25 protein-coding genes are annotated in these 22,754 nt (G+C 40.8%); 14 read left to right on the forward strand and 11 right to left on the reverse strand.

Annotation, left to right across the window (positions count from 1 at the left end):
• Window positions 1-33 precede the first annotated feature (33 nt).
• A complete protein-coding gene (locus tag LV85_RS14795; protein ID WP_111320777.1) occupies window positions 34-960 on the forward strand; it encodes a metallophosphoesterase in 927 nt (308 codons plus the stop codon).
• Between the two features lie 17 nt (window positions 961-977).
• Window positions 978-1,109, forward strand: a complete 132-nt coding sequence (locus LV85_RS22380; protein WP_262510141.1) for a hypothetical protein — start codon at window positions 978-980, stop codon at window positions 1,107-1,109.
• On the opposite strand, the gene LV85_RS14800 is transcribed toward LV85_RS22380, so the two are convergent.
• Window positions 1,099-1,572: a YcxB family protein gene (locus LV85_RS14800; protein ID WP_111320779.1), complete on the reverse strand. Its 474-nt coding sequence runs from the start codon at window positions 1,570-1,572 to the stop codon at window positions 1,099-1,101. The two genes, LV85_RS22380 and LV85_RS14800, sit on opposite strands and share 11 nt — an antisense overlap.
• Window positions 1,573-1,722: 150 nt before the next feature.
• Here LV85_RS14800 and LV85_RS14805 point away from each other — a divergent pair, with 150 nt between their 5' ends.
• Window positions 1,723-1,950 (forward strand): hypothetical protein, encoded by a 228-nt coding sequence (locus LV85_RS14805; protein WP_111320781.1) that lies wholly within the window; start codon window positions 1,723-1,725, stop codon window positions 1,948-1,950.
• Here the strand turns inward: LV85_RS14805 and LV85_RS14810 are convergent.
• Window positions 1,947-2,354 (reverse strand): Fur family transcriptional regulator, encoded by a 408-nt coding sequence (locus tag LV85_RS14810; RefSeq protein ID WP_111320783.1) that lies wholly within the window; start codon window positions 2,352-2,354, stop codon window positions 1,947-1,949. The two genes, LV85_RS14805 and LV85_RS14810, sit on opposite strands and share 4 nt — an antisense overlap.
• A 255-nt stretch (window positions 2,355-2,609) precedes the next feature.
• Window positions 2,610-5,135, reverse strand: a complete 2,526-nt coding sequence (locus LV85_RS14815; RefSeq protein WP_111320785.1) for a zinc-dependent metalloprotease — start codon at window positions 5,133-5,135, stop codon at window positions 2,610-2,612.
• Between the two features lie 44 nt (window positions 5,136-5,179).
• On the opposite strand from LV85_RS14815, the gene LV85_RS14820 reads away from it, so the two are divergent.
• Window positions 5,180-6,358: an NAD(P)/FAD-dependent oxidoreductase gene (locus LV85_RS14820; protein WP_111320787.1), complete on the forward strand. Its 1,179-nt coding sequence runs from the start codon at window positions 5,180-5,182 to the stop codon at window positions 6,356-6,358.
• Here LV85_RS14820 and LV85_RS14825 read toward each other — a convergent pair.
• Entirely contained in the window at window positions 6,355-7,329 is a 975-nt protein-coding gene (locus LV85_RS14825; RefSeq protein ID WP_317046448.1) for a UbiA family prenyltransferase, read from the reverse strand. The genes LV85_RS14820 and LV85_RS14825 overlap by 4 nt on opposite strands.
• Window positions 7,330-7,452: 123 nt before the next feature.
• On the opposite strand from LV85_RS14825, the gene LV85_RS14830 reads away from it, so the two are divergent.
• From LV85_RS14830 to LV85_RS14840, 3 genes are read left to right on the forward strand one after another with little or no spacing between them, the layout of a single operon-like run.
• The gene (locus tag LV85_RS14830) at window positions 7,453-8,532 is read left to right on the forward strand and encodes a type III polyketide synthase (protein ID WP_111320791.1); all 1,080 of its coding nucleotides are present in this window, start codon (window positions 7,453-7,455) and stop codon (window positions 8,530-8,532) included.
• Entirely contained in the window at window positions 8,529-9,233 is a 705-nt protein-coding gene (locus LV85_RS14835; protein ID WP_111320793.1) for a methyltransferase domain-containing protein, read from the forward strand. Before LV85_RS14830 ends, LV85_RS14835 begins: the two co-directional genes overlap by 4 nt.
• 29 nt (window positions 9,234-9,262) lie before the next feature.
• Window positions 9,263-10,132 carry a mechanosensitive ion channel family protein gene (locus tag LV85_RS14840; protein WP_111320795.1) on the forward strand — a complete coding sequence of 290 codons (870 nt, stop codon included), beginning with the start codon at window positions 9,263-9,265 and terminating at the stop codon, window positions 10,130-10,132.
• Between the two features lie 50 nt (window positions 10,133-10,182).
• Here LV85_RS14840 and LV85_RS14845 read toward each other — a convergent pair whose 3' ends face one another.
• The 3 genes from LV85_RS14845 to LV85_RS14855 are packed head-to-tail and all read right to left on the reverse strand — an operon-like array spanning window position 10,183 to window position 11,958.
• Complete coding sequence (locus LV85_RS14845; RefSeq protein ID WP_111320797.1) at window positions 10,183-10,860, reverse strand: nitroreductase family protein; 678 nt, start codon at window positions 10,858-10,860, stop codon at window positions 10,183-10,185.
• A 56-nt stretch (window positions 10,861-10,916) separates the two neighbouring features.
• Entirely contained in the window at window positions 10,917-11,750 is an 834-nt protein-coding gene (locus LV85_RS14850; RefSeq protein ID WP_146260483.1) for a hypothetical protein, read from the reverse strand.
• 28 nt (window positions 11,751-11,778) lie between these two features.
• Window positions 11,779-11,958 (reverse strand): hypothetical protein, encoded by a 180-nt coding sequence (locus tag LV85_RS14855; protein ID WP_111320801.1) that lies wholly within the window; start codon window positions 11,956-11,958, stop codon window positions 11,779-11,781.
• A gap of 110 nt (window positions 11,959-12,068) precedes the next feature.
• Here LV85_RS14855 and LV85_RS14860 point away from each other — a divergent pair, with 110 nt between their 5' ends.
• The 4 genes from LV85_RS14860 (at window position 12,069) to LV85_RS22175 (ending at window position 15,908) form a co-directional block, all read left to right on the forward strand.
• Window positions 12,069-13,838, forward strand: coding sequence for a MutS-related protein (locus tag LV85_RS14860; RefSeq protein WP_111320803.1), 1,770 nt, complete (start codon window positions 12,069-12,071; stop codon window positions 13,836-13,838).
• Window positions 13,839-13,876: 38 nt separating this feature from the next.
• Entirely contained in the window at window positions 13,877-15,019 is a 1,143-nt protein-coding gene (locus LV85_RS14865; RefSeq protein WP_111320805.1) for a 5-(carboxyamino)imidazole ribonucleotide synthase, read from the forward strand.
• Window positions 15,019-15,534 carry a 5-(carboxyamino)imidazole ribonucleotide mutase gene (gene purE, locus LV85_RS14870; protein WP_111320807.1) on the forward strand — a complete coding sequence of 172 codons (516 nt, stop codon included), beginning with the start codon at window positions 15,019-15,021 and terminating at the stop codon, window positions 15,532-15,534. The genes LV85_RS14865 and purE overlap by 1 nt, the downstream gene beginning before the upstream one ends.
• A 230-nt stretch (window positions 15,535-15,764) precedes the next feature.
• The gene (locus LV85_RS22175) at window positions 15,765-15,908 is read left to right on the forward strand and encodes a hypothetical protein (protein WP_170125626.1); all 144 of its coding nucleotides are present in this window, start codon (window positions 15,765-15,767) and stop codon (window positions 15,906-15,908) included.
• Here the strand turns inward: LV85_RS22175 and LV85_RS14875 are convergent.
• Together LV85_RS14875 and LV85_RS14880 are read right to left on the reverse strand one after the other, a co-directional pair.
• Window positions 15,905-16,360, reverse strand: coding sequence for a hypothetical protein (locus tag LV85_RS14875; protein ID WP_111320809.1), 456 nt, complete (start codon window positions 16,358-16,360; stop codon window positions 15,905-15,907). The genes LV85_RS22175 and LV85_RS14875 overlap by 4 nt on opposite strands.
• 12 nt (window positions 16,361-16,372) lie before the next feature.
• On the reverse strand, window positions 16,373-16,720 hold the full coding sequence (locus LV85_RS14880; RefSeq protein WP_111320811.1) for a DUF3127 domain-containing protein: 348 nt from the start codon (window positions 16,718-16,720) through the stop codon (window positions 16,373-16,375).
• Window positions 16,721-17,070: 350 nt separating this feature from the next.
• Between LV85_RS14880 and LV85_RS14885 the strand changes: the two genes are divergently transcribed.
• The gene (locus tag LV85_RS14885) at window positions 17,071-17,673 is read left to right on the forward strand and encodes an RNA polymerase sigma factor (protein ID WP_111320813.1); all 603 of its coding nucleotides are present in this window, start codon (window positions 17,071-17,073) and stop codon (window positions 17,671-17,673) included.
• Window positions 17,648-17,881, forward strand: a complete 234-nt coding sequence (locus LV85_RS14890) for a hypothetical protein (protein ID WP_111320815.1) — start codon at window positions 17,648-17,650, stop codon at window positions 17,879-17,881. The genes LV85_RS14885 and LV85_RS14890 overlap by 26 nt, the downstream gene beginning before the upstream one ends.
• A gap of 33 nt (window positions 17,882-17,914) precedes the next feature.
• Here the strand turns inward: LV85_RS14890 and LV85_RS14895 are convergent, their stop codons facing one another.
• Together LV85_RS14895 and LV85_RS14900 are read right to left on the reverse strand one after the other, a co-directional pair.
• Window positions 17,915-18,793: an alpha/beta hydrolase gene (locus LV85_RS14895; protein ID WP_158531188.1), complete on the reverse strand. Its 879-nt coding sequence runs from the start codon at window positions 18,791-18,793 to the stop codon at window positions 17,915-17,917.
• A gap of 2 nt (window positions 18,794-18,795) precedes the next feature.
• On the reverse strand, window positions 18,796-20,229 hold the full coding sequence (locus LV85_RS14900; protein ID WP_111320819.1) for an aldehyde dehydrogenase family protein: 1,434 nt from the start codon (window positions 20,227-20,229) through the stop codon (window positions 18,796-18,798).
• Between the two features lie 488 nt (window positions 20,230-20,717).
• Here LV85_RS14900 and LV85_RS14905 point away from each other — a divergent pair.
• The coding region (locus LV85_RS14905; RefSeq protein ID WP_158531189.1) for a DUF7507 domain-containing protein at window positions 20,718-22,754 on the forward strand (2,037 nt) is incomplete at its 3' end.

Genomic DNA, 22,754 nt, shown 5'->3' on the forward strand with positions numbered 1-22,754 from the left:
ATAATTTGCTGTTTGACATAAATTTTGAATTGAATGCGTATAGCAGGTAGACCATCTATGAAGCCCTATTTACTTCAAGTCGTTGCAATAGTGATGTTGTTATGTTCTTGTGCTACAAAAGAGCCTATTTTGAAAATTGGTCTGGTGGCTGATCCTCAGTATGCGAATAAAGCAACAGCGGGGAAAAGGTATTATAGAGAATCCTTATGGAAACTGGAGGAGGCAATTGATGTATTCAATAATAACAAGGTTGATTTTGTTCAGAACCTCGGAGATATTATAGATGATGACTGGGGTAGTTACGATTCTATCTTGCCTGTATATCAAAAGTTAGATCCTCAGATTGAAAATCACCAACTGTTAGGAAACCATGAATTCTCAATAGACTCCAGTCAAATGGGAAACTTGCTGGAAAAACTATCCATGCCGAATTATTATTATTCGTACTTGAAAAATGGTTGGCGGTTTATCGTGTTGGACGCTACAGATTATTCCTTCTTTTCAAATTCACTTCATAAGCATGATATCGATCAGGTGAATTCATATTTTGAATTGACTTCTGAGAAAGCGAATAATTATCGCTGGAATAGTGCAATAGGTAGTGAACAACAACAATGGCTTAAGGAGCAATTGGATGCTGCAGAAAAGTCCAATGAAAAAGTGATCCTTTTTTCACATATGCCTTTAAGGCCTGCCGAGAATGCGCATAATCTATGGAATGATAATGAAATCATTAAATTGATCGAGGGTAGTTCTACGGTAGTGGCCTTTATCAATGGTCATAATCATGCGGGTGAATATGTCCTAAAGAACGGCATACATTACTTGACGATGTTTGGGATGGTGGATACGGAGATTAGCTCGTATGGGGTTTTGGAGATATATACCGATAGCTTAGTGTTGAAAGGATATGGGAATCAAGAAAACCTGGTAATGCAAATCAATAAGGCGCCACATTAGTCTAAAACCAAGATGTGATGAACAAGGTGATTTATTATGTAGCGAGTTCTCTGGACGGTTTTATTGCTGGTGAGAATGACGATGGAATGCAAAAAGCCCCCCAATCTGGGAGGCTTTTGCTGAATATTGGGGCGAAGCCTATTTTATAAGCTCCTTACGCTTCAGGATTGTTTCCATAAATTTCCGCTCATTGTCTGAGTTGAAAATACGGAAAGGAAGATGGATGAATTGTGCTTTGGACATGTATAGTACAAAGGCATCTTTTCTTACTTCAGCATTTTTGATCATGTTCCATTGTACTGGCATGCCCTGCTTGCTGTTGATTTTCATCAATATCTGACGGCTGTCAATCTCATAGGCCATCTTATCAAAAATCACCTTATTTTGCTCCATCTGAGTCACTCCAGTAAACTGAATCGCCCAGAATAGTACGTAAAGGCCGTATGCTATCAAAGCAGCAATGATCCACCAAATCGATGGAATCCAGAAATAGCCACACATTATCGCCAATGCGATAGGGATTACCCACCACTGTTCTTTGAGAACATTGACGAGGGCCATTTTGATATAGGTGCCAGTTGGGAGTTGATATTTTTTTGTTTTTACTATCATCACTTATCTTTTTCAGAGCGCAAATATCCACCTATCCAAGGGAATTAGCAAGTCCGCTTAAATCATAAAAAACTTCTTTATTGAAAAACAAATCGGCATTAGCATTGATTTACTTCTTGTATTCAATTATCTTATCTCAAATTTTTAACAATGAGTAGTCTTGTAATCGATTTGATTCTGTGTGGGTTGGCTTATGTCATCTTGATATATGTCATGGCGACTATGACCAAAAATTCCTTGAAAAAAGGTGGTAGTAGCGAAGATGATGGAGATGGTGGCGTAGAAGATCTTACACCTCCCAAAATCGATCTGCCTCCTGGGGTGCAGTGGCCAAGTGATTCTCCAAAATCAAGAATGCCTGAACCGGTGGAGTATTAGTGACACTTATTGCAGACTCCCTGCACTAATAAGCTCATTTCTTTCTTTTTAAAACCCTTGGGTAGTTTGATGCTTGGTAAGGTGATAGATTCCAAACAAGTGGTTTCTCCACAGACCTCACATTTGAAATGAACATGTTCATGATTGTGCTCCTCCTCTTCGTGTGAGCAAAGCGCGTATTTGGTAGCGCCGCTATCATCGAGAACCTTGTGTACCACATCCTTATCCACAAAAGTCTTGAGTGTACGATAAATCGTCACTCTATCAAACTGACTGTCTAGTGCTTCTTCTAAGTCGGAATGCGCTAAGGCTACTTGCTTATCCAAAAATTCGCGGATAATTTCCTGACGACAATCTGTGATTCTGAGCTTGTGACTTTGAAGAATAGAAAGTGGTGATGACATGTTCATGAGTTTGAAACAAAACTAATCAAAAAATGATTTCAAGACATTTTTTCTCGCAGTAGCTCGGCAGAGCAAGGATTTTTCGCAATAAGAATCTCAGTATTTTTCAATAATCTACCTTTATAAACTCCGGGTCTTGAATTATACTAATCAAATAGATAGCGCCGTACCATTGTGTGGCTGCGAGAGTCTATAAAACAAAAAAATGGGCACCGATCTGGTGCCCATTTAAATTATGCGGATAAACTCGTGTTCTTACTTTGGATCAAGAATAGCATTTACTCTTTCTAGTGCGTCTTCCAAGTGAAGTTTAGACATTCTATCTGATGTTCTAGAGATCGCAGATTTTATATCTTTTTGAAGTGTTTTCAATTCACCTCTAGCCATCGGTCTGATGTCTGACTGTGAAGCGTCGATCTGAGTACCGTAGTATCTTCTTGCTGCAGCAGGGATATTCGGCTCATCAGCAGTCATCAAATCTCCAACACGCTCGATGTAGGCTCTTTGCAATGCTCTTCTATGCACGTCGATCGTCTTGCCAGCAGGAAGCTCAGACCAGATACCTTTTCTCAGGTCATCAAATAATTCAGTGATTTTATACGCTTCATCACCGTTAAGTGCTTCATTTTCGATCACTCTTCCTAGTCTTCCCAAGTCAAATAGGTTGGATAAGGTGCTTGACTGCATACCTCTGATTTTCTCCAATGCTCCAAAATCTTCTGTTCTAGCTAAGATATCATCTTGCATCATCCATTCTGGCGTCGTGAATAACTCCTTATTCAAGAAAGCTACAGCAGACTTCTGAATGTCTTTTGCAGTATGTGTATACACAGGAAGATCCTGACCTGCCGCTCTGTAAACCTCAGCCACACCGCCGACATTAGTTCTCACATGACCCATATAACGGTTGAATTGTGTGAATACTTGTCCATACATTTCTCCCAAATCATCGAAATCTTTGTAAGGCTTGCTTGGATCAGCAGTCCATTCCATCAGGTTTGGCATGATACGCTTCAAGTTGGCAATACCATACTCAGAAGCTTTCATAGAGTTATCTCCCAAATCTTCGCTTTGTGCAGTAGGGTCATATCTATTTCCCTGACGACCATATCTGTAGACTGGATCACCTTGTTTTTCTAGTATCCACTGATTTAGCGTCATCAACTCATCTTCTGGAGTAGCTGCATCAGGAATCGGTCTGTAACCCCATGCTACTGCATATTTGTCATACGGACCTACGTTTGGCATAAGGCTTACTCCTTCATCACCTGGCTGGGCGATGTAGTTAAATCGAGCATAATCCATGATGGATGGAGCAGTTCCATTTGCTTTGGTAAAGGCTGCATCTCTCAGCATCTCTACTGGATAAGCATGCGAAGAAGCAAAGTTGTGAGGAAGTCCAAGGGTGTGTCCTACTTCGTGAGAAGAAACAAATTGCACCAATCTACCCATTACTTCATCTTTAAATTGGATGCTTTGTGCTTCTGGGTTGATTGCAGCTGTTTGGATGAAGAACCAGTTTCTCAATAGGTTCATCACATTGTGGTACCATCCGATATCAGACTCCAAGATTTCACCTGATCGTGGATCAGATACGTGTGGTCCGTATGCATTTTGAATGTCAGAAGCGAAGTATCTGATTACAGAATATCTAGCATCTTCAGGACTCCAATCTGGATCCTCTTCTTTGGTAGGCGCTAGCTTAGCAACGATCGCATTTTTGAAACCAGCAGCTTCAAAGGCAACTTGCCAATCTTCCACACCAGCGATGAGATAAGGTATCCATTGCTTTGGAGTAGCAGGATCGATGTAATAAACGATTTGTTTTTTAGGCTCTACTAATTCTCCAGCCTTGAATTTGGCCATGTCCTCATCCTTCACTTCCAGTCTCCATCTGTCAAGGAAAGTACGACGTTGCGCTTTTTGAGCATCAGAACCGTAATCCACAATTGATCTGCTAAACCAGCCTACTCGCTGATCTCCTAAACGTTGCTTCATCGGCTCCTTTGGAAGTAGCAACATAGAAGAGTTCATCTCCAAGGTGATAGATCCTGTTGAGCTATTAGAAGGAGGGGAATTGGCAATGTAAGTCATTACATATCTCGACTCGATATTGATCGGATAAGAATGGATATGCTCGATATAAGATCTATCCGAGTCAAGTCTAGTTACTTTATACTGCGTGCGTTGACCTTTAGTAAGTCCCAATGCTTGAATATCCTTAGTCCACAGATCTGTCGCCTCGATCACTATTCCAGTAGAATCAGTACCGAGGGATTTGATTGCAAACTTATGTAGTAGCGGCTCCAAATTGGAATTCTTTACCGCCAATGCGATAGGAAGAGAATCTGCAGCGAAATTGTTTACTGAGATAACCTTTAGGTGGATATCGTTGTTGTTCTTTTCCCAACGAAGCATCAGTGTGTTGGTTCGTTCACCGCCATAACCTAGGCCATCTGCAGTTTTGGCAATGGTGGTGACCATAAGCATGTCCTGACCAAGAAGGGTGTCAGGAATCTCATAATAATATTTGTCTTCGATCTGGTGAACTTTGAAAAGGCCATCTTTAGATATAGCTTTATCGGTGATCACCTCACTATAAGGTTTAGGATCAGAATCCTTTGCTTTTGGTTTGGCTGGTGTAGCCGGTGCAGCTGCTTCTTTTTTGGCATTCTTTTTCTTCTTTTTCTGAGCAAAAGAATCCGTAGAATAAAGCATCACACCCATTACGCCGATTATCAGTGTTAATCTTCTAAGTAATTTGGGTAGGGTATTTCTCATAATAATAGTATGGTTAAGAAATTTGTAAACCGTGAATTTCCTGAATGCATTTTGAAAGATGCGCCATTTTTGATAAGCGGTATATTTATGAAGCAAAAGGTATATCTGTGAAGCAAAAGTACAATACGATAGTAATTGGAGGAGGCTTAGCTGGCCTGATAGCTGCTTATTTACTGACTAAAAATGGGCATGATGTGCTCCTGATCGAAAAGAAGAGCTATCCATTTCATAGAGTGTGCGGAGAATATGTTTCCAATGAAGTGCTTGATTTTTTGAATAGGGAAAATCTGATGCCTTCGCAAAATGAGTTGCCTCAAATTGAAACATTCCTGTTTTCTGATACTTCTGGGGAAAGTGTTTCTACGCCTTTGGGTTTGGGAGGATTTGGTATTAGTCGCTATGTGTTGGATGAGCATCTTTATCAAAAAGTATTGGAAAAGGGAGGAGCTGTAAAAACGGGCGAACAAGTAGCCTCAGTTTTATTTGAAGATAAGAAGAATTGTTTTCAATTAGAATTGTCAGGAGGAGAGCTTTTGACGGCGGATTATGTGATAGGAGCCTTTGGAAAAAGGTCCAGACTAGACAAAACTTTGAAGCGATCTTTTATAGAAAAAAGAAGTCCTTACATCGGAGTGAAATACCATATTAGGACTGAGTTTGATCGTGGTTCAGTTGCGCTTTACAATTTCGATGGAGGCTACTGCGGGCTGAATGCAATAGAGGAAGGCAAAGCCAACCTCTGTTATCTAGGCAATCGGGAGCAGCTCAGAACCTATGGCTCAATTGATAAGATGGAGCAAGCAGTCCTTTGGAAAAATCCAGCACTTAAAAGGATTTTCAGGGATGGTGAGTTTCTCTTCGAAAAGCCTGAAGTAATCAATGAGATAAATTTTGAGCCTAAGAAGCCTGTGGAAGATCATATCCTGATGGCGGGAGATTCGGCAGGATTAATTACCCCACTGTGTGGCAATGGAATGGCGATGGCGATACAATCTGGGAAATTGGCAGCGGAGTCAATATTGGCGGGAAGGTCAAGAAAAGAAATTGAGTCTAGCTATGAATCTTCTTGGAAATCATTGTTTGAAGGTAGGCTGTGGCTAGGTCGAAATGTTCAGCGACTTTTTGGAGGAAAACAGGCTTCTGTTTTCACGAGGAAGTTAATTCAGAATGTGCCTTTCATTGCCAGGCAAATAATTAAAAATACCCATGGCAAGCCTTTTTAGTACCCTAAGGCCTGAAGAATTTGTGTGTTTTCTAGGAAGTAGTAAATGAAGAAAGCATTGAGGGCTAGCGCAGAGAAATAGTTCATTCCCATTGCCCAATTGTAATTCGCATATTTTATAGGATTGAGTCGGATAAAGTTGAACCAAGTAAGAAAGTAGAGCATTATCGGAGTCATCGCAGCCAGGTAAACCCATAGAATTTGGGTTTGATTTCGATCCAAGAAAAACCAGGCGAAAGCAGCTCCAGTTATCATAAAAATCGAAGACGAAAAGAGAAATGTTCCTTTGATTCCTAAGGCTAAACTCAAGGTTCGATCACCTCGTCGACTATCTTCTTTATGCTGGTAAACCTGCGTAAGTGGATAGTTTCCCCAAAGCATCAAGCTTGTCAAAAGCCCAGGGATAAATACATGAGGCTTGTATAGAACTTCCCAGCTCAATTTACTCAGGCCAGCATAAGCCATTGCAAAGGTGAAATATCCTTGAAATAAACCGGCAATAAACCAGCTGAGCCAAGGGTATTTTTTGATGCGGATCCAGGGATGAGAATAGGCCATGCTCACCAGTCCATAAATCAGCAGCATCAATGCAAAACTGAAATTGATAGTTGCTCCAATACCAATCGCGATCAGAAAGAAAACCAGCGAAATCCAATAGAGATCCTTGGTCACTTTTGGAGGATGCTTCAGTCCACCTATACTTTCTTCATCCTTATCGAAATAACTATTGTAGCCATTACTCGAAGGGTATAGGAAAAGATGCAGCGCTACAAAAACCCACAATATCCTGGACTCATTGTGATTGGGAGTAAGTGCCAGTGCAAAGAAAAACACCGGCATCAAGAAGAGCGAAAAAGGAATTCGAAGATGCTTAAGACTGGAAATGGAAATCATATCGTAAATCAAGTTGGCTATATAACTATTTCCTCTGCGGCTAGTTACACTGCAAGCTCCCAATTTAGAAATATTCAAGTAACTTGATCTAATGAACTTAGTAATGGAAGAAACATTTCGGCATCCTTTTAGAATGAATAATCCTATGACCCTACATCAAAACAGAATGGTAGAGAATTCATTGAACCCAAATTTCTTTCTATGAGCACCAGTATAGTAAGTATTGGCTTAGCAAATCCTGGAAAAGCTATTGATCAGTCTGCGATAGCCAGTTTTATGCATAAAGCACATCAATTGGATGAGTTGGATGCGCGAAAGTTGGGGTTTTTGTATAGGAAATCTGGGATTTCTACACGCTATTCTGTGTTGGATGATTTTGAGAAGACTGATCCAGAAGACTTTACTTTTTTTCCGAAGACAAAAGATTTTGAGCCATTTCCTGGTACTAAGGCTAGAATGGAGGTTTTTCGACAAACAGCTCCTCAACTCTGCGAAGACGCCGTAACTAATTGCCTCTCTAAAACTTCCATAAATCCATCAGAAATTACTCATTTGATTTTGGTTTCCTGTACAGGAATGGTGGCCCCTGGAGTTGAATTGGACTTAATGAAGAGACTAGGCTTGGATGATAGCATAGAGCGTTATTGTGTTCATTTCATGGGATGCTATGCAGCATTTACAGGATTGAAATTGGCGGATAAAATTGTCAGAGCTGAGCCTGAAGCCAAAGTTATGCTAGTATCGGTGGAATTGTGCACCCTGCATTTTCAGAAGTCATATGTGGAGGATAACATTCTCGCCAATTCGCTTTTTGGCGATGGCGCCGCTGCAGCGCTTGTGATGAATTCGGAATCTGGGCTGAAAATCAAATCCTATCTCAGTCAGGTTCTTCGAGAAGGAGAGGGGGATATGGCTTGGGGAATAGGAGATTTTGGGTTTGAAATGCGGCTGAGTAAATACATTCCTACACTTTTGGATCAGGGAATACAGCAATTGAAAGCTGTTTTTGAGCAAGAATTTAAGTTATCCACAGTCGATAACTTCGCAATTCATCCTGGGGGAAAGCAGATTCTTCAAAAGGTACAGGAGGCTTTTGGCCTGCCCGAATCAGTAAATGAGCATGCCAAGGAAGTCCTAAGTCAATTTGGGAATATGTCTTCTGCGACTATACTTTTTGTGCTAGAGAGAATGATGCGTGATAAGGAGATTCAGGGTGAAATTATTTCCATGGGTTTTGGACCAGGATTGACCTTGGAAACTATATTACTCGAAAAACAATGAGCATTTTTGCACAGCGAAGTGAAGAGAAAGAGCTGATGGATGATCTCAATTGCTCTGGCGAGGAATTGAATCAAACGCTGCGCGAGCTAAAAACCATCAATCGCTGGCTCGGTGGGAATTATGTAACGACCTCTGGCTTAGCCAAAATCTTCAGCAAATTTCCACAAGCCGAGTATACTATTGCGGACATAGGCTGTGGCGGTGGTGATATGATCAGAGTTATGGCTGACTGGGCAAAAAGTCAGGAAAAACATCTTAACTTTGTAGGAATAGATGCCAACAGGAACATTATTGACCTAGCGGCAATTAGATTGGCTGACCTAGCCAAGGTCAGCTGGAGAGTTCAGAATGTTTTTGAAGCAGAATTCTCCGAAGAAAAAGTAGATATTTCTACTTGCACGCTCTTTACACATCATTTTACAGACAGCGAATTAGTCGGGCTATTGAAGTCGCTCAAAGCCAAATCCCGACTGGGAATTGTGATCAACGATCTCCATCGGCATTGGATTGCATACTATAGCATCAAATTACTTACTCGTCTTTTTAGTAAATCAGAAATGGTGCAAAACGATGCGCCTCTGTCAGTACTAAGGAGTTTTTCTAGAACTGATTGGGAGAGGATTTTGAACAAAGCAGGAATAAAAGATTTTACAATTTCTTGGAACTGGGCTTTTCGCTGGCAAGTGAATATTTTAATTTAGCAAATCATCAACCAAAAAAATAAGTTAATATGGAAGACTTTGGATTATCTCAGGAGACAACGGACGCACTTTATGCTCAAGGAATAGGCATAGGAGTAGAGATTGTTCTCAGACTCATCGGTGCTGTAATTTTTTACTTTATAGCGAAGTTTATCGTTAAGAAGCTTCTGAAAGGGTTAAAGAATTTTTTGGAGCGCAGGGATGACACTCCTTCGCTTAATGAATTTCTATTTGGCTTCGCCAAATTAGCACTTTACGCTGTACTGTTTGTAGGCGTTCTTATGATTCTAGGTGTACCAGGTAGTTCTTTCTTAGCGGTCTTTGGAGCTGCAGGTTTGGCTATTGGTTTGGCCTTGCAAGGTTCACTTTCCAATTTTGCAGGAGGTCTGTTGATATTAGCCTTTAAGCCTTTCAAAGTAGGTCATGTGGTAGTGGCTCAAGGCCATACAGGCGTGGTTTCCAAGGTGAAAATTCTTTACACTCACTTGATGACCTTTGATAATCAGGAAGTAATTATCCCGAATGGTAATTTGGCCAACTCGGATGTGATCAATATGAGTACCCAAGAAACCAGAAGAGCTGAGCTTAAAGTTGGTGTAGCATATGGTACTAATATTAAAGAAGCTAAAGAGATCATCTTGAATATCTTTAATAATGACGCTAGAGTATTAAAAGATCCAGCACCATTTGTTGCCTTGCAAAATTTCGGAGATAGTTCTCTTGATATTGTAGTAAGAGTTTGGGCAAAATCAGCTGATATGTGGCCGGTGTATTTTGATGGAATGGAAGCGATTAACTCCGAGTTTGAGAAGCATGACATTGAAATTCCTTTCCCACAACGCGTTGTTCATCAGATCAAAGAAAAAGCAGCGGAAGAACAAGAAGATTCAAAATCTTAAGGAAGATTCTTACCCAAAAAAGGCGATCAATTTTGATCGCCTTTTTGCATTTAGAACTTTTTGATAATCTCGTCCAGGGATTTTCTGTGTATATCTGGCACATAAGTTTCAGCCTTGGGATAACCTACAGGTATCAATAGATAGGGTTTCTCATTAAATGGCCTAGCCAATATTTCACTTAGAAAATTCATTGGGCTTGGGGTATGTGTGACGGCTGTCAAACCAGCTTGATGAATCGCTGCTATAAGAAATCCACAGGCAATACCCACAGATTCATTGACATAATAATGCTGGATTTTTTCGCCATTTTCCATGCCATAGGATTGCTTGAAAACTACAATCAAATAAGGAGCTTCTTCCAAAAATGGTTTTTCCCAAGTAGTACCAAGAGGCTTCAGATCTGCTTTCCAATGTTCAGGCATACGCGTAGCATAGCTGATTTTCTCCTCTTCCTCGGCTGCATCTCTGATTTTTTTTTTGATGCTGGGATCTGAAATCAGACAAAAAGTCCAAGGTTGCTTGTGCGCTCCAGAAGGCGCGGTACTCGCTGTAAGGATGATATTTTCCAGTACTTCTAAGGGGACAGACCTAGTGTCAAATTCCCGTACGGTACGTCTTTGATCCAATTCCTGATAAAACTGCTCAGAGCGAAGGATCATTTCTTCAGGGCTAAGTTGTGGTCGTTCGTAACGAACATGTTCAAAACCCTCAATTTTTTTCTTTTCCATAAACAAAAACGGCTACCTCGAAAGATAGCCGTTTTGATGTTAGAATTGAAAAGGAATTAGTCTAGTGTGACTTCTTTTGATCCGGTTGGATAGTTGATGGTTGCCATTTTATCACATGCACCGTCACCGTAGTCCACAGTCAATTCAATTCCTCCATAAAGAAATTTTAAAATTCCTGAGGTAGGAACCGTTACTCCAGATTCCAAGCAGCTTTTTGTGTAATGTAAAGCTTCAGAAACTGAGGTAGTGTATTCAGTACCGATTCTACTTGTGCCTTCAGCAGTTCCTGTAATAGAAGCTTCATATTCTCCTTGAGTTCCTAGTTTGATTACACGTAGCTGGTCACTAGTTATTGTAACGAATGTATCGTCAGACCAAGTGATTTTTCCGTTTTGGATTTGGACTTCCAGATTGATCGTGTTGGACGAGATATCGACTCCCTTGTTAGTAAGTACTCTGGCCCCTTCTACTTTCATTCCGTTGACCTCATAGCCATCAAAAGTGGTAGTGATCATAGCTCCAGTGAGCAGGAGGTTGCCAGTGTATTGCAACATGACGATCCCTTTTCTAGTTACGCCACCTGTACTCGTGCAGCCATCTCCAAAATCAACTCTGATCATTTTTTCAGCTTCATCAATAGATATCAAAGCGCCATCGCAAAGATTTCCACCTGGGAGATCTACAGAGGTTCTTGCACTGAGACCGGCATTGCTAAGTACGGAAAGTGTAAGATTATCCAAATCTTCAAATGCTATGTTGACTTGAGTGTCATCTTCTATTACTGAGAGATTTGGAACAGGAGGCGCATCATCCATACTATCGCAGCTAAAGAAAATCATGCTGCCGATGACCAAAAGAAATAAGACTGAGGGGTTAAATGTGTTTTTCATGTGGGTAAGAATTGGTAAAAAGGTAATTTTATTTAGTAGTTGGTTTAATCGTCTGTTTAGATTTTTTGGCTTTTCCACCGACACAGCCAATATTTTGAGTAAGTGATACATCAGAAGGAAGTATTCCCATACCAGCTGAGAGATCCCATTCTTCTGCTTCTATTTCGACTTCCTTTTCAGGTTGCTTTTTGCTTTTATTAGTTTTCATATGGATAGTCTGCTTAATGATTAACGTCAAACACAGGCTTAAAATTTGAATTAGTGGCAAGGATTGCGCCAAATTGAATACTTAGCTTAGTTCAATTCATATCTTTGGGCATGAAAGGATTTGATTTTGAAAATTCTGGGCTATCAGAGAAGTTGAAAACAGTAAAAAATAAGGCAGGTAGCCTGTCTTTTCTGCGGTTACTTGTCTTTGTAGCAATGGGAGGATTTTTTGTGTTATCTGTATCAGATAGCCCAATTTGGTTTTTGTTTTTTGGAGCTTCCGTAGTTGCCTTTATTTCTTTGATCAAAAAATACAATGATCAGAAAGATCAGGAGGCTATTTATATAGCCTTGGAAAAAATGAATCTCGATAGAGAAATGAGAGTCAGCAGGAAGCTGAAAGGCTTAGATGCTGGAATTGAATTTCAAGAGAAAACACATCCTTTTTCCAATGACCTAGACCTGTTTGGAGATCATTCTCTTTTTCAGCTACTGAATCATACCGTTTCCAAGAAGGGAAAGGAGAGACTTGCTGCACAGATTAAATCGGAATTTGATTTGGACAAAGCTGCTACTGTACGGGAAGCTTCATCCGAGTTATCCACTAAATCGGATTTCCTTCGAGCGATGGAAAGCATAGGGAATGCCTTCTATAATGAAGAGAAAACTAATTCTGGCTGGGTCAACTGGCTGAATGAAGAGGATAAAAGCAGCATTTTAATATCAATTTTTGCCTTTGTAGGGCCGATCGGAGGTCTGGCACTTTCGGTATTGATTTATTTGGGAATTGTACCTGGAGCACTGTTAGGGGTTTGGATTTTGATAGGAATGGTATTTTTGGGTTTGGTTTTCAAGTCATTGAAAAAGGCCTCTGAATCTATACCAAGCCGAAATCAGCTAAAGACCTATAGATATTGGTTGGCTGTGTTGGAGGAGGAGAACTTTGATTCCCCGGTTTTGAAAAAGATGCAGGCGCCATTCCTAACCAAAGAGGTCAAAGCTTCTACACTTTTTGATCAGTTGGATAGTTTGGGACTGTGGATTCAGAACAGAATCAATATACTTTATATTCCTCTCAATTTACTTTTTTGGACAGACCTGTTTTTATACATCAGGTTGGTTTCTTGGAAGAAAAAGCATGGACACTTAGTTGCTAATTTCCCTGCTCAGCTCGTGGAATGGGAAATTATAATTTCCTTGGGAGCATTTGAAAATGAAGTTGGAGGGAAAGGCAAGGTCATATCGGTAACTCGGGGAATGACAGGTAAAGTCGTCGCTCATCCTTTACTAGAGCCGGGAGTAGCCGTGCCAAATGATTTCGTAATTGACGAAAGTCAGCGTATCATTTTGCTAACAGGAGCAAATATGAGTGGGAAAACAACTTTCATGCGAACGCTGGGGATCAATTGTGTGTTGGTGAACCTAGGTTTGAGTCCTTTTGCCGAGGAGTTTGGTTTCTCAGGATTTCAGCTTTATACCAGTATGAGAAATACTGACAACTTGGGTGAGAGTGTAAGTTCATTCTATGCCGAACTTAGTCGGATCAAGCAATTGATAGACAGGATAGAAAAAAGAGAGCAGATTTTCTTCTTATTAGACGAGATTCTGAAAGGTACCAATACTGAAGACCGCATAGCAGGATCGGAAGCGCTGATCAGACAGGTGGACAATACCAATGCAATGGGTATTATCAGTACCCATGATATTGAGTTAGCAGAACTGGAAGAACGAATGGCCTCTGTGCAGAATTACAGTTTCCATTCTGAAATCCACGATCAAAATATAGACTTTGATTATAAAATTAAACGGGGTGCATGCCCGAGTTTCAATGCGCATAAACTTATGGAATTGATGGGTATTCGCTTTCAGCAAGAAAAGTAAATACCAATTCCTGAGATTTGTGACTATATAAAAAAACTATGACTACACCATCGCAATCACCCGTACTGGGAGTCCTCGGAGGAGGTCAATTGGGCCGGATGCTTATTCAATCGGCAATCAATTACAATCAAGATATCCACATTTTGGATCCAGATCCTAATGCGCCCTGCAAAGATCTTTCACAGCGATTTACGGTGGGATCACTCAAGGATTTTGATACAGTTTATGCCTTTGGTCATAGCTGTGATGTGATTACAGTGGAGATTGAATCTGTTAATACAGAGGCTCTTGAGAAATTACAGCGCGAAGGGAAGAAGGTTTATCCACAACCTGATATATTGAGTTTGATCAAGGATAAGCGTAAGCAAAAGCAGTTTTATCAATTGCATGGAATCCCTACTGCAGAGTTTATTTTGACAGCAGACAAAGCTGACGTTATCCACAATGCTAGTTTTCTGCCAGCAGTGAATAAGATGGGTAAGGAAGGGTATGATGGAAGAGGTGTTCAGGTGCTCAGAACTGAAGCGGATTTGGAAAATGCCTTTGACGCGCCTGGTCTTTTAGAAAAATTGATTGACTTCGATAAGGAAATTGCAGTCACTGTCGCTAGAAATGAAGCAGGTGATTTGATCGCTTATCCTGCAGTGGAATGTGCTTTTCATCCGACCGCTAATTTGGTTGAGTTTCTTTTTGCGCCAGCAGAAATCAACAAGGAAGTCGCTGAAAAAGCTGAGCAAATCGCCAAGGATGTGATTCTGAAATTGGGGATGGTGGGGATTCTAGCTGTTGAGATGTTTGTGACCAAAGAGGGAGATGTCCTGGTAAACGAGGTAGCCCCAAGACCACATAATAGTGGACACCATACGATTGAAGCTAATTTTACTTCTCAATTTGAACAACATCTACGCTCCGTGATGAACTGGCCGCTAGGCAATCCGAATCTGAGATGTCCCGCAGCTATGATTAATTTGCTAGGAGAAGATGGTTTTACCGGTCCGGTTTTGGTAGAGGGACAAGCCGAAGCACTAGCTGAGCAGGGAGTTTATATCCATATGTATGGCAAGAAGATCACCAAACCATTTAGGAAAATGGGGCATGTGACTATCTTATCAGATACAGTAGAAGGATTGAAGGAGAAAGCACAACGAATCAAAGACTTAATCAAAATCAAATCTATATAATGAATCCACAGGTAGGTATTATTATGGGAAGCCAGTCGGATCTGCCGATTATGGCTGAGGCTGCACAGATGCTGGAAGAATTGGGTGTACAGTATGAATTGACGGTAGTTTCTGCGCATCGCACTCCGCAGCGAATGATTGATTATGCGCATTCTGCACGCGAGCGTGGGATCAAAGTGATCGTAGCAGGTGCTGGTGGTGCAGCGCATTTGCCAGGTATGGTAGCATCTATGACAAGTTTGCCAGTAATAGGCGTGCCAATCAAAAGCTCAAATTCAATTGATGGCTGGGATAGTATATTGTCCATTTTGCAGATGCCAGGAGGTATTCCTGTTGCAACAGTTGCGCTCAATGGAGGGAAAAATGCAGGTATTCTAGCAGCATCTATTGTTGGTTCATTTGATGCCCAAGTGGGTGAAAGTCTAGACGCTTACAAAAAGACACTCAAAGAAAAAGTGGAGGAGTCTGCGGCCCTGATAGAAGCTAAAGGCTGGAAAGAAATCCTTAAGAAATAACTGAACGAGGGAGGAGGACCGATACTTCGACTGCGCTATGTATAAGTGAATGATGAGCGCAGTAAACTCAATTAGCTTATGTAATCCGTGGATGGATTGCAATAAACAAAGTGAAGGGTTTTTTGATCCATTGTATAAATAGCGACCTCTGTGACACCTCTGTGCTCACTGCGGTTAAAAATAAGATAAATAAAAAATGCGGCTGAAAAGCCGCATTTTAATCGATTACCATGAATTGGAAAAAGATTGTTCGATTTAAGATAGGGGATGTGCCCTGGGAAGTTCCTCTAGATGTGCTTCTCCTTGTAGGAGGAATTACGCTAGTACTGATGGGAGTTGGTGCTTATTTTGGCTTCCAGTTTGGAAGTAGTTAATCTGTAAAGATTCCCCAGCCATCATCATTTTTTTCATTAGGATCAAATCCCTTTTGCCAGTCAATAAAGAGCAAGCGATATTCCTCAATAGCTTCTCTGAGTAAATCTAAGTGCTCTTCTGCATGAGTTTCTTCGATGCCCAATTGATAGGTCATCGTGTTTAGACTCTTGGCATGAACTTTCATGATGACTGCTTTTTCCATTTTCAGCACGTAATCCGATATGCTTTCCGCACCAGCAAATTTGGCGCTCATAACCATCGCATCTTCCATCATGATATTGCCATAAAGCTCCTTGCGAGCCTCATCCAGACTACCCACTAGGGCGCGAGTCAGGCGAAATATATCCTTGGACTTTTTCATCAAGGGGTGTTTATAAATCTTTTCGTGCTCCTTGCGAGCATCGAATTCATCATCCTCATCCCAATCATCCTCATCGTCATCTTCCCACATGACAATAGTAATTTAGAATGGTAGTTTATCTTCTTCTCCTTCGGAATGGAAGGTGTCCACCTCAGGCATGGATGTAGGTGCAGCAGATGCTCCACCGCTTTTTTCTACTCTGAAAGCTTTCACTTCAGTGTACCATCGGCTATTATATTCTCTACTTTCCACGTCTATGCTAAATGTCACATTCTCGCCAGCATTAATAGAAAACTGGTCGATTTTGTCGCCCCAGACTGCTACACATACCTTTTTAGGATACTGTCCTCCAGTTTCAAGGATGAATTCCTGCTTTCTCCAGGCGTTGCCACTTTTTGAATTTCCACCTACTTCGGGTAGTATTTGGATTATTTTTCCACTCAATTCCATTATCGTATTATTTAATTTCTATCTCTGCGAAGGTACACAATGTGCTTGAAATCTTCTGCGTGGATCTGCCCAAATTACTTTAATTCTAAAAGGAGGTTTTAACATTTTTTGGCATAAACATTGGTTAATAAATAGTCAGGATTTTGGTAGTTTAAAATATTATTCCGCTTATCAGTAATTTTGTAGAATATAATTCCGATTGCCTGTCTGATAAACTTTGTTAGGCAAAATCATCGGTTTTTCTTTGCAGAGTTGTTTTCGAAATCATACTTTTAGAACCAATTCTTTTTCTTTCACACTTAACAGATACTATGGCCTAGACCTTTACGTTTATAATAAACCAACTAAAAATGAGTAAACGAATTGGTCCTAAGGACAGCGAATTGATAGCACAGTATCGAAATGGTAGTGATGCTGCCTTTGATTTATTAGTAGATCGATACCAAAGTAAGATGTTCACCACAATTTTTCTGATCGTTAAGGATCAGAAGGTAGCTGAGGATTTGCTTCAAGATGTATTTGTGAAGGTGGTCAAAACACTTAATTCAGATAAATACAACGAAGAGGGGAAGTTTCAGCCTTGGGTGATGCGGATAGCTCACAATCTGGCCATTGATTATTTCAGGAAGGCCAAAAGGTATCCGACTATACTGATGGAGGATGGCTCCAATATTTTCAATTCGCTGAGATTTGCGGAGGAAAATCAGGAAGATCGTCAGGTGAGGGAAGAGAATATTGAGTTAGTGAAGCGCCTTATAGAGGAGCTTCCCGAGGCTCAAAAGCAGGTTTTGGTGATGCGACATTACTTGGATATGAGTTTCCAAGAGATAGCAGATCAGACAGGCGTAAGTATAAATACTGCTCTTGGAAGAATGCGATACGCGCTAATCCACCTGCGGAAGAAGATGAAACAACTAAATTTTGCATATGACAAAACCATTTACCCCAAATGACTTGGTAAGATATATTTACCAAGAAATGTCGGAGGTAGAGCAAGAACTCTTAGTGCAAGCCTTGCATAGTGATGATTCACTGATGCAAGAATATGTGGAAATGCTGAGCACAATAGAGCAAATGGATCAAATCCAGCTTCAACCTTCGGAAAAAGTAGTACTAGCGATCAAGTCGAGAGCTCAATCTACGGGACTCGAGCGAGTCTGAAAATCATGGTAATCCCGCATTTTGCGGGATTTTTTATTTTAGCACTTTTTCCAAAAAACTTGCCGCCTGCTCAAATATGAAGGGATAGGTTTCATCTGTGAATCCATGTCCTTGATTAGGTACTCGAGTGAATTCATGATCCACTCCAACTTTTATCAAGGCAGCTTCCAATAACTCGCTTTGTGAAATTGGGACAACCTGATCCTGGGTACCATGAAAAAACACGGTTGGCACTGATTGCTTATCTACAAAGGTAATTGGACTAGAAGCCGCATAGGCCTCAGGACGTTCTGAAGGCGTGCCTTCCAACATTCCACTTAGGCCAAGCTCTGTGAAAACACTAAAGTCATAAAGAGCTGCGAGATCTGTAGGAGGGAAAAATGCAATTACCGCAGAGATATCGCCTATTGATTGATGTTTATAAGCGTGTAGTAGCGCTAAATGCCCACCTGCACTTGCGCCGGCCAGAACTATTTTATCAGAAATATTCCATTCATCAGTTTTGCTTTGTATGAATTGGAGAGCTTCTATTACATCGTTTTCTTGTGTAGGGAATTTATTGATACCAGAATTTAAATCATAAAGGCTATAGTTGATGGCTACGAAGGCATAGCCGGGCAATGCGGAGGAAAGAATTGTTCTGAATTCAGCAAATTCCTCCTTGCTTCCCTGCACCCAGGCACCACCATGAATATATATCAGGAGTGGGGTTTCTGCTATAGATCTTCCAGCAGGCAAAAAGACATCTAGAATCTGACTTTGTTCAGCACCGTAGGATTGGTCAAACAAGTCTATTGCCGCAAGACCTCCATTTGGTTTTTCATCTCCATCTGAACTACAGCTCCAAGAGGCGAAAACAATTAGAAGAACAAAAACGAGTTTAGGATATGGGAGGCAGTCATTTTTGAACATGCTTAAAACCATTTGATTAGGGAGGCGATGATTTGCTTGGCTCTGATGCCGTATGGAGGACGGAGAAGAGTTACATTATTAAGGCCGACGCGCTGCTTGAGCACACCCTTTTCATTGCTGAAAGCCATAAATCCATGATAGCCATGTGCTTTTCCGATTCCGCTATTATTCACTCCGCCAAAAGGTAATTCCGTATGGATGTAATGTATAACACAATCATTGATTACGGCATTTCCAGAACTAGTCTCTTGGAGGGCTTTAGAAGATTGCTCAGTACTCCCACCAAAATAATAAAGCGCCAGTGGCTTTGGCTTAGAATTGACATAAGCTATCGCTTCATCTAAGTTGCTAAAAGGCACTATAGGGAGGATAGGGCCGAAAATCTCCTCTTGCATCACCTGCATTTCATCGCTGACATGAGTTAAAATAGTGGGTTCTATATAACGTGTTTGGTGGTCGAATTTGCCGCCAAAAGCTATTTTCGCACCCTTTGTAACTGCCTCTTCGATACTGTTTCTGAGTCGATCAAAATGTTTATCGTTTACTATTCGAGCCATATCAGGAGAAGTTTCAATTCCTTTAAAATCAGGATCGTACATCTTCTGAAGCGCTACTTTCAACTCACTGATAAGGTTGTCTAGCTGAGAATTGTGTACCAGTAGGTAATCTGGAGCAATGCAGGTTTGTCCACAGTTGACAAATTTCCCCCATATCAGTTTCTCCGCGGCATCCTTACAATCAGCATCCTGGTTCACAATCACGGGAGATTTTCCGCCCAATTCCAAGGTAACTGAGCTCAAATGCTCTGCTGCTGCCTTCATGACGATTTTACCAACTGCTGGACTCCCGGTAAAAAATATATGATCGAAGGGTAGCTGAAGTAAGGCTTGCGACACAGTTACTTCACCCAGGGCCACCGATACTTCTGTAGGAGGAAAAAGCTCAGAAATCATCTTTGAAATCAGCTCAGAGGTATGCGGAGTCAATTCCGATGGCTTTATGATCGCTGTGCATCCTGCTGAAAGCGCAGAAATCAATGGGCCAATGGTAAGATTGAAGGGGTAATTCCATGGAGATATAATCAAAGACCTTCCTTTGGGTTCCAAGTATATCTTAGCTGATGTGCCCAGCATTGGAAGTGGTGTTGAAACGGAGATTGGCCTCATCCATTTTTTTAGGAGTTTGATGGAATGGTTGATTTCAGCGGTGACAGGATAAATTTCGCTGAGATCCGTTTCGGGTTCGGGTTTACCAAAATCATTTTTTATAGCATCACGGATATCCTGCTGATGTTCTTTTATCCAGTTTCTGATTTTTTTTAACCTTCCTATTCTTTCGTCTGCAGTGGAAGTTCTCCAGGATAGGGATGTTGGCAGTTGCGAATGAAAGACAAGTTCAGGTGCAGAGTTTACGGGTGTTGAGGGAGATAAGAGCATAGATTTTTTTAAGCTACCTATTTTAAGCAAAAGTAGCAATTTCAATGGGATCGACTTGATTGAAGGAGTGTTTTATGATGGGTTTAGTTGAAAGGCTGAAGTTATTTTGAAGTCAGTTTTTATAATTTCAAAGATATAAAATTGCATTTCGTATCATTTTTTTATGGTAAAAATTAGGATATGAAATACAATAAAGTGTACTTTTACAACAGAATAGTAGTTGTGATAGTTATGTCTGGTTTGAATTAGCAAAAACAGGCGGTCTATTATTCGAGGTATTTGAATGGTTATTGGCTCTAAATCAAAATTTTATTCTGATTTATTTTCAATCATCTATTATTAACAAAGTATTTAGAGGAAAATTGAGAAAATTTTACAAACTCGAAATTTTAAAAACTAACGATATGGACAGTACTTCCAATTGTCAATTCGGCTTGCTCCATTTTAAAAATGGATTTTTTAAGAGAGCCACATTTAGCAAACATATAATGAACATTTTTTCACTAGCGGTAGTGTTCATGCTTATTTTGTTGTCTCAACAGCAGAGTTTTTCTCAAGGGTTAGGTGATCCAATTTTCAAGGAGGATTTTGGTGATATTAATGATGGTTCTGAGCAGCATGTCTTCAATGATCTGCGAACTGGAACTTCAGAAGGAGTATATTTTAAGTATAATCCTCTGCCCTATATTAACTCAATTGATTTTTATTCCCCACAGAGATGGGCTCTTGGTGATGCTTACAGAGACAACCGATTTGTGAATTCTGGCGGAGCGCCAGGAGTTCCTGCTGGGGTAAGCTTTCAAGGCAGTTTCCCTGCTAGTGTAAATCAGGGGAACTGGGGGCCTGTTTTTAAGAACGGTGCTAATAATACTAATAGCTTGGATGGTGTGGGTGGTTACTCAATCACAAATGATTCGAGAGGGTATTATCAGGGGTATATGGCAAGAGTTCCTGATCATACTTCTGGTGACTATACAGGCTATATGCTAGTTGTTGATGCACATTCATCTACCCGACTATATTACAACAGGGTGATTGATGGTTTATGTGCTGGTACATCATTTAAATTTTCCGTATGGGTAAATGATTTGAATGTTGAGGGAAATACACCTCCGCAGGTACAATTTAAGGTTTATGATGAAAGCGATTATGTATCGGCTGATTCCGATGTTGGCCTGATTTTTTCATATTCAACCCTAGCAGCAGATGTAAGTCCTGCGGGGACATGGAAAGAATTACAATATACTTTTACCATGCCTCCGGGAGTTAGTGAGGTAAGACTTCAGATTGAAAATATTGTTGATACACAATATGGAAATGATTTGGCAATTGACGATATCCAATTCCAACCATTCGGCCCACCTTCAGCACTTATAGGATTAAATTCTATTTGTATTGGTGAAGATCCTGAATTGACCGCTAGTGTGACTGGAGAGCCGTTCCCTACTAATTATTTCCAACTTCAGCGTTCACTTCCTGGAGAAAATAATTGGGTAGATGTAGGAACACCAGTGACAACTACAGGTACTGATGAAGTTCAATTTCCTAATCCAAATGCTCCAGAGGATAATACTGATTATGAGTATAGAGTAGTTGTTGCGGGAGATCTTACTACCCTAGGAAATCCTAATTGTAGAGTAGTTTCTGATCCTCTTTTGGTTCAATTCTATAATCATACTGTAAGTATTCAAGCTGTTCCAGATGCAATTTGTGTGGGAGGTAGCTCAGATTTAACTGCAATTATCCAAAGTGAAATTGCAGGTAAGACGTATGAATATTTTTGGGAAGAGAGTATTAATGGGGTCGATTGGACCATCATTGATGGCGAAAACGGTTCAACTATTAACACTGGTCCACTAAGTGTAACAACTCAATATCGGGTTCAGACGAGAGTTGTTGGAGCGAATTGTTTTGGAACAGGGTATTCTGAAATTGATGCTGTTACCGTTATTGCTCCAGAATTGGTTATTACAAATCCTGCTCCTATTTGTGGTCCAGGTACAATAGATATTACTGATGCTAGTATTACTGCTGGTTCTGATGCAGGGCTTGTTTTTACCTACTTCGATACAGATGGTACAACAGAACTAACAGCAGTTGAAGCTGCTGCCATTAGTGTTTCTGGTGTATATTTTATAACTGCAACAATTGATGGTTGTTCAGTGACTGAAGAGGTTACTGTAGCTATAAATGATTGTTCGTTGAACATCACTAAGAGTGTAGATCCGACGAGCATCAGTGCTCCTGCGACCTTGAATTATACGATCAACGTCACCAACGAAGGCAACGTAAGCTTGACCGGAGTAGTGGTAACCGATCCATTCACAGACGGAGTAACTCCATTGGCCTTGACCGGCGGAGATACCGACAACGACGGTGAGTTGGACTTGACAGAGATCTGGACCTACGAGACGAGCTATGCTGCAGATCAGGCAGCTGTAGATGCGGGTGCTGACATTGTGAACACAGCGTTTGTGGACAGCAACGAGACTGCGCAAGACCAGGCGAGTGCGACCACGACGATT

Source organism: Algoriphagus chordae, from assembly GCF_003254055.1.
GTDB classification, from domain to species: domain Bacteria; phylum Bacteroidota; class Bacteroidia; order Cytophagales; family Cyclobacteriaceae; genus Algoriphagus; species Algoriphagus chordae.